Genomic DNA, 14,299 nt, shown 5'->3' on the forward strand with positions numbered 1-14,299 from the left:
TAGTGCAATTTATCACTCTAATTTTACGATCACTCCTCTTTCATTAGAATTATCACTTCCAATAAAAAAAGCAGTGCTTTTTGGTAACACTTTAAAAGATATCCCCCTGTTTTTTAACGATTCTATAAAATTTATAATCTCTTTAAAAGAAATATAATGACCATCCAGCAACATTTCTGTATTGGTTAGCGATGAAATCTTTGACGAAATTACCATTTTTTCTGTTTTCAAATCGTGCAAAAGCACTTTTTTTTGAAGTATATACGTTATTTTGTTAATTAGCTCATCATTAGAAGAATATAGAATATATGACTGTGGGAGTTTTTTTACTTTGGCCTTACCTTGAAACATTTTGATAAAAGAAAAGAATAGAATTCCTGTTTTCATAAAAAATGAAAAAAACGTCGAAACCTTGAAGTGCTTTTTATAGAAAAACTCCATCGCCTCCTGAAAACGCTTCATATATACCCCATCCTTAATAGTACTTTCCCCCTTATAATGGATCACGGTTGTTTCGTGAAAATAGTAGTTTAACTTTCCGTTAAGCAACATTCTATAAGATAAATCTATGTCGTCTGAATACATGAAACAGTTCTCATCAAACCCGCCTAATTCCTGATATAAATCCCGTTTCATCAGCATGAATGCACCAACGAGAATATCGACTTTCGCTGTTTCATTTTCTGTGATATGTTGAGCATAGTACTTTCCAAATGCATTCACTTTTGGAAACAACTTGTACAAGCCCATCATTTTTGTAAAAGCAACAAAAATCGTAGGAACTCCCCTTTTACTTTCAGGCAAAAAATTTCCTGCTCCATCAATGAGTTTGACCCCCACTATTCCTAAGTTGTTTTGCCTTTCGGCAAAAGCCAACACTTTCGTAAAAGTATCCTCGGCAACCACGGTGTCAGGATTCAGAATGCAAATATATTCGCCCTGAGCACTGCCAACTCCTATATTATTCCCTTTTGGAAAACCTGAATTGTCTTTATTTTCAATGAGTTTTATATTGGGAAAACGTCGCTTCATCATTTCAACGCTGTCATCTTGCGAATTATTATCGACAACGATTATTTCGCTGTCAACATGCTCTAAAGCACTTTGAACACTTAAAACACACAATTCTAAAAAATAGCGGACGTTATAGTTGAGAATAATTACTGACAATTTCATTTTTCAAAGATATATTTTAAGATGCAAAATTACAACGGCAAAGTCATCTACCGCAGTAGTCGACCAAATAAAACATGATGATTCCTCCAAATACTAATTTTAATCCCGGGAAAAAATTACTTTTGGAAAACAAAACACCGTAACAAATCCATTCCAAGTCATTGAAAAAAGTATTTTTATTAGCATTCGTATTTTTCATCAATCAAATCCATGCCCAAATTTCGGGATGTACTGACCCGCTGTCTAAAAACTTTAATCCCTCAGCAACTATAAATGATGGTAGTTGCGTATATCGTTCGGCAAAAGTGAAGCTGAAATATTCGAAACAATTAGCAGCTGTACTTCATGAAACATCAGGCTTAGTTTTAAGTGACACTCTTTTATGGACGACAAATGACGATAAAGACACTACAATCTATGGCATAGATACTCTCGGTGTGATTCAAAAGAAAATAGCCCTTAAAAACGTAAGCAACAAGGACTGGGAGGAGATTACGCAAGACAGCAGCTATTTTTACATTGGGGATTTTGGCAATAATGTCTCAGGAAACAGAAAAGACCTGCATATTTTAAGAGTTGAAAAAAAATCTATTGAAGGGAATACTCCAAAAATCGATACCATTTCATTCTATTATTCCGACCAAAATAACTTCAATAAACTGAAGTCCAACACTACTAATTTTGATTGCGAAGCCTTTGTTGTTCTAGATGATAGCATCTATTTATTTACAAAACAATGGAAACAAAAAAGAACAGCAGTATATGTCATACCAAAAACGCCCGGGAATTATAGCGCACAATTGAAAGATACTTTTAATGTAAAAGGCTTAATTACTTCGGCTACAATTGTACCCGATAAAAACCTACTTGTCATTAGCGGATATAGTACATTATTGTCTCCGTTTGCCTATCTGTTTTATGATTACGACCATTCAAATTTCTTTGCAGCCAATAAGCGAAAAATCAAAATAGCCCTTCCTTTTCATCAAATCGAAGGAATTACTACCAAAAATGGACTGCAGTATTATCTAACTAACGAAAATTTTACAAGAAAACCATTTTTAGCCATACCCCAACAATTGCATCAGTTGGATTTAAGTCCTTTTTTGTCTCATTATCTTCAACGCTAAACTATAAATAACTCATCCACGTTTCCATTTGGCAAAAAGGAATATGAAGTCTCTCGATAAAATATTTTTTTAAGTAATCAAAGTTATTTATTCTTTTTAATTTTAAAAAAATTTAGATTTCGGCAAAAATATTCCACTATAATTACTTACATTTCTACTACTTAAGGAGTCTTTTAAAAATACGAAAAAACATGAAAAACAAGCTCGGATCGATCTCATTACTTGTTGCCTTTGGAGGTCTGGTGCTTTTTGAAGTACTGCTGCGTTTAGATATTCTCAGTCATCAGGGATGGAAAATTGTCACAGCAGGTTTTGAGGCGGCGACTATCGGTGGATTTGCAGACTGGTTTGCAGTTAGTGCTTTATTTCATGAAATTCCAATTCCCTTTGTCCGTAAACACACGAACATTATTGCTAAAAACAGAGAAAAACTGACCGAAGGAATAGTTGATTTAGTAACGAATAAATGGCTTTCCCCAGATATTATTGCCGAGAAATTAAACGAAGTCGACTTGGCTAAAACCATTTTAAATTTCATCCAACAACCAAAAAACCAACAGAATGCGATTGGTTTAATTCAAAATATAGTCTTAAAATTAGCAAATGAATTAGACAATCCAAAATTTGCAGATGCCTTACAAAAAATACTAAGAGAACAGATTGCAGGTATAGACTTAGCTTCCCCTCTAGGGACTTGGTTGGAAAAATCTATTAAAAATGGCGACCATCACCAAATATGGAAATTAATTATCGAGGAGAGCACGACCGCTCTTACTAACCCCGAGACAAAAAAATTGCTTCTTTCTAAACTCAAAGATGCAGCCGATGAATACTCTGATAAAGGTTTTTTTAAAAAAACAGCCTTGTTTTTAGCTGAGAAAAGCGGTGGAATAGATTTAGACCTTATCGCTGACGAGCTTCTCACTAAAGCAAAAGAGCTCATGTCTGAAGCCAAAACAGATGCTAACCACCCCATTCGTGCCAAGTTTGATGACTGGTTGCTTGATTTTGCGCAACAACTTACGTCTGGCGATGAAAAGTCACTCAACCTCATCCAGAATCTTAAAGAACGTGTTATGCAACATGTAGAAGAGGAAAAAGTCATCCATACACTTTTAATTCGCTCTAAAGAAACTCTTTCGGCGCAACTAGAAAATAACGATACTCCGTTGATGCAATTCTTGATTTCTAATCTTAATCGCATGCTGACTGATTTACAAGAAGACGCAGCAGCTCAGCAAAAAATAAATCTGTGGATACGAGAAACCGTTTCGCAACTGTTGGTGAAATTCCACAGTGAAATTGGAAATATGGTACGCAGCAGTATGATGAAGCTTAACAATAAAGAACTGGTGGAGCAAATTGAAGACAAAGTAGGTAATGATTTACAATACATTCGCTTAAACGGAGCTGTCGTAGGAGGTTTAGTAGGTATTGTGCTTGCTTTGCTAAAATTGCTTTAATTTAAGACTAGAAAATCATACAATCTTCCAAATATTCGCACTAAATATTCATTTAAGCAACTTAAAGTGGCTGAATTCGAGAAAGTTCTTCTTTGCAAATAATTTTAACCTAAAAATAATAAACTACCTTTGCACGGTGGTTTTTTTTTGGCTCCTCGTAATTAGGCAACTAATTAGCGATTGGAAACTAAAAAAGCCTCTAATTATAACAAATACATCTAGTTACAAGCATGAATTACTTATCTGTTGAAAATATCTCGAAATCTTATGGTGAGAGAACGCTTTTTGAAAATATCTCTTTTGGGATTAGCAAAGACCAAAAAATTGCTTTTATAGCCAAAAACGGCTCTGGAAAAACTACCATAATGAGTATCATTAATGGCTTAGACGAATCAGACACTGGACAGGTAGTTTTGAGAAAAGGAATCAAAATGGCTTTCTTATCACAAAACAATAACCTACAGGACGAACTGACCATTGAGGAAAGTATTTTCGCCTCGGATAATGAAACTTTGAAAGTAATTGAAGCCTACGAAAAGGCTTTGGAACACCCCGAAGACGAAGAAGCATACCAAAAAGCTTTTGACGGAATGGACCAACACAATGCTTGGGATTTTGAGACCCAATACAAGCAAATTTTGTTCAAACTGAAGTTGGAAGATTTCAAACTAAAAGTAAAAAACCTTTCGGGTGGACAACAAAAACGTTTGTCACTGGCTATCATTTTGATCAACCGTCCAGACTTATTGATTTTGGATGAACCTACGAATCACTTAGATTTAGAGATGATCGAATGGCTGGAAGCCTATTTTGCTAAAGAAAACATTACCTTATTCATGGTAACGCACGACCGTTTCTTCTTAGAGCGTGTTTGTAACGAAATCATCGAACTGGACAATGGAAAACTATATTCCTACAAAGGGAACTACTCTTACTATTTAGAGAAAAAAGAAGAACGCATTGCTTCTGAAAATTCAAGTGTGGACAAGGCTCAAAACCTGTTCGTTAAAGAATTAGAATGGATGCGACGTCAGCCAAAAGCGAGAACGACCAAGTCAAAATCGCGTCAGGATGATTTTTACGACATTAAAGAAAAAGCACAAAGCCGCCGTAAGGAAAACAAGGTAGAGCTGGAGATCAACATGGAGCGTATGGGAAGCAAGATCATCGAGCTTCACAAAATTTCTAAGAAATTCAAAGACCATGTGATCATGGATAATTTCAGTTACGACTTTCAGCCGGGAGAACGTATTGGAATTATTGGGAAAAACGGGACAGGAAAATCAACCTTTTTGAACTTATTGACTGGTGCACTTCCTCTTGATGGTGGAAAAGTGGTGATTGGTGAAACGATAAAATTAGGGTACTATACTCAAAGTGGAATTAACCCAAAACCAGGACAACGTGTAATTGATGTCATCAAGGAATACGGAGAATTTATTCCGTTGATGAAAGGAAGAATGATTTCAGCATCACAATTGCTAGAGCGTTTCTTATTTGATGCTAAAAAACAATACGATTTTGTGGATCGATTGAGTGGTGGGGAATTGAAACGTTTGTACTTATGTACTGTTTTGATTCAGAATCCTAACTTCCTGATTTTGGATGAGCCAACCAACGATTTGGACATTGTGACCCTGAACGTTTTAGAAAGCTTCCTTTTGGACTACCCTGGGTGTCTATTAGTGGTATCGCATGACCGTTATTTCATGGATAAAATTGTGGATCACTTGTTCATCTTTAGAGGTGATGGAGTAGTCGAAGATTTTCCTGGAAACTACTCTGATTTTAGAGCCTACGAAGACAGTACAGATGTAGCTCAAAAAGAGGAAAACAAAGCGGAAAAGAAAGACTGGAAGCAAAATAACCCAACAGGGAATTTGACTTTCAACGAGCAAAAAGAATATCAAAAAATAGAAAAAGAAATCAAGGATTTAGAAGTTCAAAAAATTGCAATTGAGCAATTATTCACTGACGGAAAAGTACCCGATAACGACATTTCAAAAAAAGCAAAAGAACTAGAAAATATCAACAATAAAATTGAAGATAAAGAAGAGCGCTGGTTCGAGCTTTCGGCTAAGATAGAAGGCTAAAAACACGTCATCCCGTATATTTATAATCCCAACACTTACAGCTCTATTGCTGTACGTGTTGGGATTATTTTTTAAGTAAAAAAAGCACGCTACGGTTTAATAAGAAAAATTGCAGTTAACAAACAGCCTAGTGCCAATTTATAAACTAATAACCTTTATGTTTGAAAAGAAAAGGACGTTACATGTCTTATAAATTCAGACTGCTTCGAAAAGCAATCTGGTTAGGGAAAAATGTATAAAGCTAAATCTTGATTAAAATAACGGCACTTTTAATTATTTTAACAAAAAAACAAGAAGACACTTGTATATACAAATAAAATAAGTGTTACATTTGTACCAACAAATAAAAAACGTGTTGGTATGAAAATTGAAGACATTATAAAAACTACAGTCATTTTGAATAATTCGAAACGAATTATCCTCAATGTAATGTATACGCAAAATGTAGTCAATGAGAAATTCAATGAAATTTTGAAACCGTATGACTTATCTGGGGAACAATACAATGTGTTACGGATACTACGAGGACAAAAAGGAAACCCAGCTAATATGAGTGTCATCCAAGAGCGCATGATTGCCAAAACGAGTAACACCACCCGTCTGGTAGATAAATTATTATTAAAAGAGTTGGTTACCCGTAAAGTTTGCCCCGAAAACAGAAGAAAAATTGAGGTTTTGATTACGCAAAAAGGATTGAACCTTTTACAGGAGTTAGACCCTAAAGTAATTAATCACGAACAACACTTCTCTAAGAATTTAAACGACGAAGAATTAGAGCAATTAAATACACTATTAGAAAAATACAGAAATCAATAAAATATAAATTATGAGTACTTTCTTAGAACATCAGAATTGGAGATACGCAACAAAGAGATTTGACGCCAGCAAAATAATAAACACTGAAGATTTAAATACTTTAAAAGAAGCAATCCGTTTAAGTACTTCTTCTTATGGATTACAACCATACAAAATTATCATTGTTGAAAACCCAGAATTAAGAGCTAAAATCCAACCTGCTGCATGGGGACAAGCTCAAATAGTGGAAGCTTCACATCTTATCGTTTTTGCAAATGAAACTCAAATAGCGGAAAAATCTATTGATAGTTATGTAGAAAACATAAGTGCTACCAGAAACATCCCAATTGATTCATTAACTGGATACTCAGACTTCATGAAGTCAAAAATAATAACGCTTGATGACAGTTCAAAAAACATATGGGCGTCAAAACAAACCTATTTAGCAATGGGTAACTTATTAAATGCGGCTGCCGAACTAAAAATTGATGTTACTCCTATGGAAGGTTTCGTTCCTGAGTTAGTAAACGAAATATTAGGTTTAGACAAATTAGGTCTTACCGCTTCTTTATTAGCAACTTTGGGTTATCGACATGATGAAGATGCTACTCAACATTACAAAAAAGTTAGAAAATCAAACGAGGATCTATTTATTACACTCTAATTATTATTTCAAACCAAATTAAACAAATTAAACTCATGAAAAATTTAAAAGCAATTGCATTAGCATTAACTGTAGTATTCTCTACTCTATCAGTAGCAGCACAAACAAAAAAAATTGATGCTTCAACAAGCACAATCAGCTGGGTAGGAAAAAAAGTAACAGGACAACATAATGGTACTGTAAACCTAAAAAGTGGGACTTTAATCTTCAAAGGAGACAAATTAGCTGGCGGAACTTTTATGGTTGATATGACTTCATTAACTTCAACAGATCTTTCTGGTGAGTACCAAGGAAAATTAAACGGTCACTTGAAATCAGCAGATTTCTTCGGAACTGAAAAATTCCCAACTTCGACTTTAGTTTTCAAAACTATCGCAGCTAAATCTAAAACCGTATATACTGTAACGGCAGACTTGACTATAAAAGAGAGTACAAATCCAGTAACGTTTGATATTACTGTAAATGGAAATACTGCTACAACAGCTTTCAAAGTTGACAGAACTAAATATGACATTAAATATGGTTCAGGAAGTTTCTTTGACAATTTAGGAGACAAAGCAATTTCTGATGATTTTGAATTGGCAGTAGCCCTAAAATTCTAATATTTTTCAAAATAAATACATCAACCCCTGCACGTATTTGCTGGGGTTTTTTATTACTTGCTGAAAAATAATCTAACAAAAAAGACGAAAAATTTAGTTTTTTTTTATTCCTTTCCGATTGAAAAACCAAATTACATTTATATCTTTGTCATATGAAAACAACAATGAACAATACTTGGTGGTGGAACAATTTACGTCAAACGTCGTGAACTAAGCTCCTATGGTATTATCAACTATAAATATAAAAGGCTTGTCATCACGACAAGCCTTTTTTTTATGCTTATTTATTTTCAACATCACTCAAAACTTTAAACCTTAAAATTTAAAAAAAATTGAAACCTTTTATACTCAACACAAAATACAAACAAATACTCGCTGATACCATAACTCCTGTTAGTGTGTATTTCAAAATTCGCGACAAATTCCCAAATAGCCTCCTTCTAGAGAGCAGTGATTACCATGGTAGTGACAACAGTTTCTCTTACATTTGTTGCAATCCGATTGCTTCTATAAAAATAGAAAATGAAACGATTTATAAAACCTTCCCTGACGGTACTGAAGAAAAAATAGCTATCGATGCCAACACGAATATTCCTGAAGTAATCCAAGAGTTTTCAGGACAGTTTAAATCAGAGAAAAACGACTTTAAATTTATCAATAATGGTTTGTTTGGATACATTTCCTATGATGCCGTTCGTTATTTTGAAAAAGTAAACATCGCTAAAAAAGACAATAGTATTTCGATACCAGATGTGTATTATGCGGTATACCAAAATATTATAGCCATCAATCATTTTAAAAATCAAGCCTATATCTTTTGCCATAGTTTAGACGGAAAAAACAACATTTCTGAAATCGAGCAATTATTGCAATCCAGAAATATTGCTTCCTATAAATTTTCAAAAGAAGGTGAAGGTTTTTCAAATTTGACTGACGAAGAATTCAAACATAATGTGGCTTTGGCCAAAAAGCATTGTTTCCGTGGAGATGTGTTTCAATTGGTTCTGTCCAGAAGATTTACTCAAGGTTTCAAAGGAGACGAGTTCAATGTATACAGAGCGTTGCGAAGCATTAACCCTTCCCCCTATTTATTCTTTTTTGATTACGGGGATTTCAAAATATTTGGTTCTTCGCCCGAAGCGCAAATTATTGTCAAAGACCGTAAAGCTGAAATCCACCCTATCGCTGGAACCTTCAAGCGCACAGGTAATGATGAAAAAGACGCGATACTGGCCAAACAACTATCCGAAGACAAAAAAGAAAACAGCGAGCACGTAATGTTAGTCGATTTAGCTCGAAATGATTTAAGTAGAAATGGTCATGATGTAAAAGTTGAAAAATACAGAGAAGTGCAGTTTTTCTCGCATGTGATCCATTTGGTTTCCAAAGTAATTGGCCATTTACATGATAAAGCTACTACAATGCAAGTGGTCGCCGATACTTTTCCAGCTGGAACATTAAGCGGAGCTCCTAAACATAGAGCAATGCAACTCATCGAAGAATATGAAAAAACAAATCGTAATTTTTATGGTGGTGCAATAGGCTTTATGGATTTTGAAGGAAACTTTAACCATGCTATTATGATTCGAACTTTCCTGAGCAAAAATCACCAACTACACTCTCAGGCAGGAGCTGGAATTGTAGCCAGTTCAGACGAAGAAAGCGAAATGCAAGAAGTATACAATAAACTCCTTGCCCTAAATAAAGCGCTGGATTTAGCCGAAACAATATAAAAAATAAGTGGTCCGTTTTTAGTGATTTAGTATCAATTGGCAGAACCTGAAACTTTAAACTTTAAACTTTAAACAAAAAGACAAAATGAAAAAAGTATTAGTTATAGATAATTACGATAGTTTTACTTACAATCTAGTCCATTATTTGGAAGATTTAGAGTGTGAAGTGACAGTGTACAGAAACGATGAATTTGATATCGATGAGATTGCAGCATTTGATAAAATATTGCTTTCTCCTGGTCCTGGAGTTCCTGATGAAGCGGGATTATTAAAAGATGTAATTCGCAAATATGGACCTACCAAAAGTATTCTTGGCGTTTGCCTAGGACAGCAAGCAATAGGTGAAGTCTTTGGAGGGACATTATCAAATTTAGATAAAGTATATCACGGGGTTGCCACAATAGTAAAAACATCAGTTAATGATGAACTTTTATTCGAAGGGCTCGGAAGTGAGTTTGAAGTGGGACGCTACCACTCTTGGGTTGTCGATGCGACTTTACCAGAAATGCTTGAAGCGACTTCCTTTGATGAAAATGGTCAGGTAATGTCGTTGCGTCACAAAACCTTTGATATCCGTGGGGTACAATTTCACCCAGAAAGCGTGTTGACGCCAAACGGAAAAAAAATATTAGAAAACTGGGTAAATAGTTAAATCCTCCCCCCGACCCCTCCGAAGGAAGAGGAGCCAAAACAGATACTTAGATTACAGTTTTGAGGTCAAGCAATAAAACTTTAAACCTCAAACTTTAAACAATAAAATCAAAATGAAAAATATATTAAACAGATTGATCAATCATGAAACGCTTACCGCAGTGGAAGCAAAAGAGGTTTTGGTTAATATTTCCAACGGAAGTTATAATCCAAGTCAAATCTCCGCATTTCTTACGGTATTTATGATGCGTAGCATTAGTATCGAGGAACTTTCAGGTTTTAGGGAAGCCTTATTAGATTTGTGTATCCGCGTTGATCTATCAGATTATAACACAATCGATTTATGTGGAACAGGTGGTGATGGAAAAGATACTTTTAACATTTCGACCCTTGCCTCTTTTATAGCTGCTGGAGCAGGAGTAAAAGTTGCTAAACATGGTAATTACGGAGTTTCGTCTATTTCTGGTTCCAGTAATGTGATGGAGAAACTTGGCATCAAGTTCAGTAATGATGCCGATTTCTTAGAACGAAGTATTGACAAAGCAGGGATTTGTGTTTTACACGCCCCTCTATTTCACCCTGCCATGAAAAACGTTGGTCCAATCCGAAAAGAACTGGCAGTGAAAACCTTTTTTAATATGCTGGGGCCTATGGTAAACCCATCATTCCCAAAGAATCAATTAGTAGGGGTTTTTAATTTGGAACTAGCTCGAATATATTCTTACCTATATCAAAATACCGATGTGAATGTAACCATTCTACATTCATTGGATGGCTATGATGAAGTTTCACTGACCGGCCCCACAAAGATTATCACTAGTTCGATGGAAGGAATCCTAAACCCAGAGGATTTTGGTGTTAGTCTCTTAGCACAAAGTGAAATCGAAGGCGGAAAAACAATTGAAGAATCAGCACAAATGTTTACGGACATTATTTCTGGAAATGGTACGGAAGCCCAAAACAATGTGGTTTGTGCCAATGCTGGACTGGCAATTGCAACAGTAACAAAATGTACGCCGTTGGAGGGGTTTCAATTAGCAAAGGAAAGCTTACTGTCTGGAAAAGGATTGAAAGCATTAACGACTTTACAGGAATTGAGTAAATAAAATAGTTTAAAGTTTAATGGTTAAAGTTGGTGGAACGTTCAGCAACTTTAAACCTTAAACAAAGAAAACTTTAAATAAATTAAAAATGAACATTTTAGATAAAATAATAGTTGATAAAAGAAGAGAAGTCATTCTCAAAAAATCAATCATTCCAGTTTCTCAATTAGAAGCCTCCGTTTTTTTTTCGAAAAAGACTATTTCATTAAGTGATAATTTACAAAATAGTACTTCTGGAATTATTGCCGAACACAAACGACGTTCTCCTTCAAAAGCGGAGATAAATTATAGTTTCACGGTGGAAGAAGTGGTAAAAGGATATGAAAATGCGGGTGCATGTGGAATTTCGGTATTAACGGACGGGAAATATTTTGGTGGTTCTTTAGATGATTTACTTTTAGCGAGAGCCTCGGTAGCGATTCCATTGTTGCGAAAAGAATTTATTGTAGACGAATACCAAATCCTTGAAGCCAAAGCCTACGGAGCCGATTTAATTTTGCTAATAGCGGCGGTATTAACTAGAGATGAGATAAAATCTTTATCAGAATTTGCAAAGAGTTTGGGACTAGAAGTATTATTAGAAGTACACAATCAGGAAGAATTAGAAAAATCAATTATGCCTACTTTGGACATGATTGGAGTCAACAATCGAAACTTAAAAACTTTTGAAGTAAGCTTGGATTTCAGCAAACAATTAGCGGCACAAATACCGGACGAATTTGTAAAAATATCGGAAAGTGGTATTTCATCTATTGAAGCGATAACAGAATTAAAACCGTTTGGCTACAAAGGTTTTCTAATAGGCGAAAACTTCATGAAAACGCAAAATGCCGGAAAAGCAGCAACCGAATTTATTAGGAAACTAACCCCCTAACTCGGCAGGGGAACGTTCCTTTTGTGAGAAAGATGTAAGAAGAAAGAGCAAAGAGTAGAGAGTAGAGAGTAGAGAATAAAATTAAGCAAAGCTTAGTGAACTTAGCGGTTAAATACAACACAATGAAAAACCCAAACAAAGATAACACAACGTCTCCCTCACCTCCGGGGAGGGCTGGGGTGGGGATAAAAATCTGCGGCATGAAATACCCCGATAACATACTCGAAGTAGGATCACTCCTACCCGATTATATGGGTTTTATCTTTTGGGAAAAATCGGCTCGGTATTTTAATGGTCTGATTCCTGAACTGCCAAAATCGATTAAAAAAGTTGGCGTTTTTGTCAATGAAACAGCGGCCATTATTACCGAAAAAGTCGCAAAACACGATTTACAGGCCGTTCAGTTGCACGGAAAAGAATCAGCTAGTTATTGTGAAACATTGCGCAACCAACTGCCAAAAGACATCCAAATCATCAAGGTGTTTTCTATACAAGATGAATTTGACTTTAGCACTTTAGAACCGTTTGAATCCCTTTGCGATTATTTCCTTTTTGATACTAAAGGAAAATTACCCGGAGGAAACGGAACTACTTTCGATTGGAAAGTATTGGAAAATTACCCTTCGACAAAACCCTTTTTTCTTAGTGGAGGCATAGGATTGGAAGAATTGGAGGCCGTTAAACAAATATTAAAAATGAATTTACCCGTTTATGCTATTGATGTAAACAGTAAATTTGAAACAGCGCCGGGATTAAAAAACATAAAATTAGTGACAGAGCTTCAACGAAACTTTAAACTTTAAACCTTAAACAAAAAAATAATGTCATACCACGTAAACGAAAAAGGCTATTACGGCGAATTTGGAGGAGCCTACATTCCTGAAATGTTATATCCAAATGTTGAAGAATTACGCCAACAATATTTAAAAATCACTGCAGAACCAAGCTTTCAAGCAGAGTTTGATGCACTTTTAAAAGATTATGTAGGACGTCCTACTCCTCTATATTTTGCAGAACGCTTATCTGAAGAATACAATACAAAAGTATACCTTAAAAGAGAAGATTTATGTCACACTGGAGCGCATAAAATCAACAATACAATTGGCCAAATTTTACTTGCCAAACGTTTGGGTAAAACACGTATTATTGCCGAAACTGGTGCAGGTCAACATGGTGTTGCGACAGCAACTGTCTGTGCTTTAATGGGATTGCAGTGCATCGTCTATATGGGCGAAATTGACATCGCGCGTCAGGCGCCAAATGTAGCGCGTATGAAAATGCTAGGTGCCGAAGTGCGTCCGGCACTTTCAGGATCAAAAACCTTAAAAGACGCGACAAACGAAGCTATTCGCGACTGGATCAACAATCCAGTAGACACCTATTACATCATTGGTTCTGTGGTAGGACCGCATCCATATCCGGATATGGTAGCTCGTTTTCAAAGTGTCATCTCTCAAGAAATAAAAACACAATTACTGGAAAAAGAAGGAACAGAAAAACCTGATTATGTCATTGCCTGCGTTGGTGGCGGAAGCAATGCTGCCGGTACCTATTACCATTTTCTGGATGATGAAGACGTAAAGATCATCGCTGTCGAAGCGGCAGGTCTAGGAGTAGATTCTGGAGAAAGTGCAGCTACCTCCGTATTAGGAAAAGTAGGTGTGATTCACGGTAGCAAGACCTTATTGATGCAATCTACAGATGGCCAAATTACCGAACCGTATTCCATTTCGGCAGGATTGGATTACCCAGGCGTTGGCCCTATGCACGCTAATCTTTACGCAACGGGAAGAGCACAGTTTATCTCGATTACTGATGAACAAGCAATGCAATGGGGATTAAAACTTTCTAAAATGGAAGGACTTATTCCGGCAATTGAAAGCGCTCATGCCTTTGCCGTTCTCGACGAAATGAAATTCAAACCAGAGGATATTGTCGTGATTAATTTGTCTGGACGTGGCGACAAAGATTTAAATACGTATATTGACTACTTTAAATTGTAAAATGGGTTGCTC

General features: G+C 35.7%; 13 protein-coding genes. 12 read left to right on the forward strand and 1 reads right to left on the reverse strand.

Translation table 11 applies throughout. The features are described 5' to 3' along the window. Positions 1-12 precede the first annotated feature (12 nt). Positions 13-1,176, reverse strand: a complete 1,164-nt coding sequence (locus QO200_RS08270; protein ID WP_371538605.1) for a glycosyltransferase family 2 protein — start codon at positions 1,174-1,176, stop codon at positions 13-15. Between the two features lie 161 nt (positions 1,177-1,337). Between QO200_RS08270 and QO200_RS08275 the strand changes: the two genes are divergently transcribed. From QO200_RS08275 to trpB, 12 genes are all read left to right on the forward strand, one after another. After that, complete coding sequence (locus QO200_RS08275) at positions 1,338-2,306, forward strand: T9SS C-terminal target domain-containing protein (protein ID WP_371538606.1); 969 nt, start codon at positions 1,338-1,340, stop codon at positions 2,304-2,306. A gap of 191 nt (positions 2,307-2,497) precedes the next feature. After that, complete coding sequence (locus QO200_RS08280; protein WP_371538608.1) at positions 2,498-3,769, forward strand: DUF445 domain-containing protein; 1,272 nt, start codon at positions 2,498-2,500, stop codon at positions 3,767-3,769. Positions 3,770-3,999: 230 nt separating this feature from the next. Then, positions 4,000-5,862 carry an ABC-F family ATP-binding cassette domain-containing protein gene (locus tag QO200_RS08285; RefSeq protein ID WP_371538609.1) on the forward strand — a complete coding sequence of 621 codons (1,863 nt, stop codon included), beginning with the start codon at positions 4,000-4,002 and terminating at the stop codon, positions 5,860-5,862. Between the two features lie 360 nt (positions 5,863-6,222). Beyond that, a complete protein-coding gene (locus QO200_RS08290) occupies positions 6,223-6,678 on the forward strand; it encodes a MarR family winged helix-turn-helix transcriptional regulator (protein ID WP_371538611.1) in 456 nt (151 codons plus the stop codon). 10 nt (positions 6,679-6,688) lie between these two features. Next, positions 6,689-7,321, forward strand: coding sequence for an NAD(P)H-dependent oxidoreductase (locus QO200_RS08295; RefSeq protein WP_371538612.1), 633 nt, complete (start codon positions 6,689-6,691; stop codon positions 7,319-7,321). Between the two features lie 35 nt (positions 7,322-7,356). Next, the gene (locus tag QO200_RS08300; RefSeq protein ID WP_371538613.1) at positions 7,357-7,923 is read left to right on the forward strand and encodes a YceI family protein; all 567 of its coding nucleotides are present in this window, start codon (positions 7,357-7,359) and stop codon (positions 7,921-7,923) included. 332 nt (positions 7,924-8,255) lie between these two features. Continuing rightward, positions 8,256-9,656: an anthranilate synthase component I family protein gene (locus tag QO200_RS08305; RefSeq protein ID WP_371538615.1), complete on the forward strand. Its 1,401-nt coding sequence runs from the start codon at positions 8,256-8,258 to the stop codon at positions 9,654-9,656. Between the two features lie 85 nt (positions 9,657-9,741). Next, positions 9,742-10,308, forward strand: a complete 567-nt coding sequence (locus QO200_RS08310) for an aminodeoxychorismate/anthranilate synthase component II (RefSeq protein WP_371538617.1) — start codon at positions 9,742-9,744, stop codon at positions 10,306-10,308. A 112-nt stretch (positions 10,309-10,420) separates the two neighbouring features. Continuing rightward, entirely contained in the window at positions 10,421-11,413 is a 993-nt protein-coding gene (gene trpD / locus QO200_RS08315) for an anthranilate phosphoribosyltransferase (protein WP_371538619.1), read from the forward strand. An 85-nt stretch (positions 11,414-11,498) separates the two neighbouring features. Next, entirely contained in the window at positions 11,499-12,284 is a 786-nt protein-coding gene (gene trpC / locus QO200_RS08320) for an indole-3-glycerol phosphate synthase TrpC (RefSeq protein WP_371538621.1), read from the forward strand. Positions 12,285-12,406: 122 nt separating this feature from the next. Beyond that, positions 12,407-13,087: a phosphoribosylanthranilate isomerase gene (locus QO200_RS08325; protein ID WP_371538622.1), complete on the forward strand. Its 681-nt coding sequence runs from the start codon at positions 12,407-12,409 to the stop codon at positions 13,085-13,087. Between the two features lie 18 nt (positions 13,088-13,105). Next, positions 13,106-14,287: a tryptophan synthase subunit beta gene (gene trpB / locus QO200_RS08330; RefSeq protein WP_371538624.1), complete on the forward strand. Its 1,182-nt coding sequence runs from the start codon at positions 13,106-13,108 to the stop codon at positions 14,285-14,287. Positions 14,288-14,299 lie beyond the last annotated feature (12 nt).

Source organism: Flavobacterium sp. Arc3 (assembly GCF_041431375.1).
In the GTDB taxonomy this organism is placed as follows: domain Bacteria; phylum Bacteroidota; class Bacteroidia; order Flavobacteriales; family Flavobacteriaceae; genus Flavobacterium.

What these genes read in the sequence shown, in the direction of transcription:
- trpB (WP_371538624.1), top strand. Translation starts at nt 13,106, where the DNA reads ATGTCATACCACGTAAACGAAAAAGGCTATTACGGCGAATTTGGAGGA.
- QO200_RS08270 (WP_371538605.1), bottom strand. Translation starts at nt 1,176, where the DNA reads ATGAAATTGTCAGTAATTATTCTCAACTATAACGTCCGCTATTTTTTA.
- QO200_RS08285 (WP_371538609.1), top strand. Translation starts at nt 4,000, where the DNA reads ATGAATTACTTATCTGTTGAAAATATCTCGAAATCTTATGGTGAGAGA.
- QO200_RS08290 (WP_371538611.1), top strand. Translation starts at nt 6,223, where the DNA reads ATGAAAATTGAAGACATTATAAAAACTACAGTCATTTTGAATAATTCG.
- QO200_RS08300 (WP_371538613.1), top strand. Translation starts at nt 7,357, where the DNA reads ATGAAAAATTTAAAAGCAATTGCATTAGCATTAACTGTAGTATTCTCT.
- QO200_RS08280 (WP_371538608.1), top strand. Translation starts at nt 2,498, where the DNA reads ATGAAAAACAAGCTCGGATCGATCTCATTACTTGTTGCCTTTGGAGGT.
- trpC (WP_371538621.1), top strand. Translation starts at nt 11,499, where the DNA reads ATGAACATTTTAGATAAAATAATAGTTGATAAAAGAAGAGAAGTCATT.
- trpD (WP_371538619.1), top strand. Translation starts at nt 10,421, where the DNA reads ATGAAAAATATATTAAACAGATTGATCAATCATGAAACGCTTACCGCA.
- QO200_RS08310 (WP_371538617.1), top strand. Translation starts at nt 9,742, where the DNA reads ATGAAAAAAGTATTAGTTATAGATAATTACGATAGTTTTACTTACAAT.
- QO200_RS08295 (WP_371538612.1), top strand. Translation starts at nt 6,689, where the DNA reads ATGAGTACTTTCTTAGAACATCAGAATTGGAGATACGCAACAAAGAGA.
- QO200_RS08325 (WP_371538622.1), top strand. Translation starts at nt 12,407, where the DNA reads ATGAAAAACCCAAACAAAGATAACACAACGTCTCCCTCACCTCCGGGG.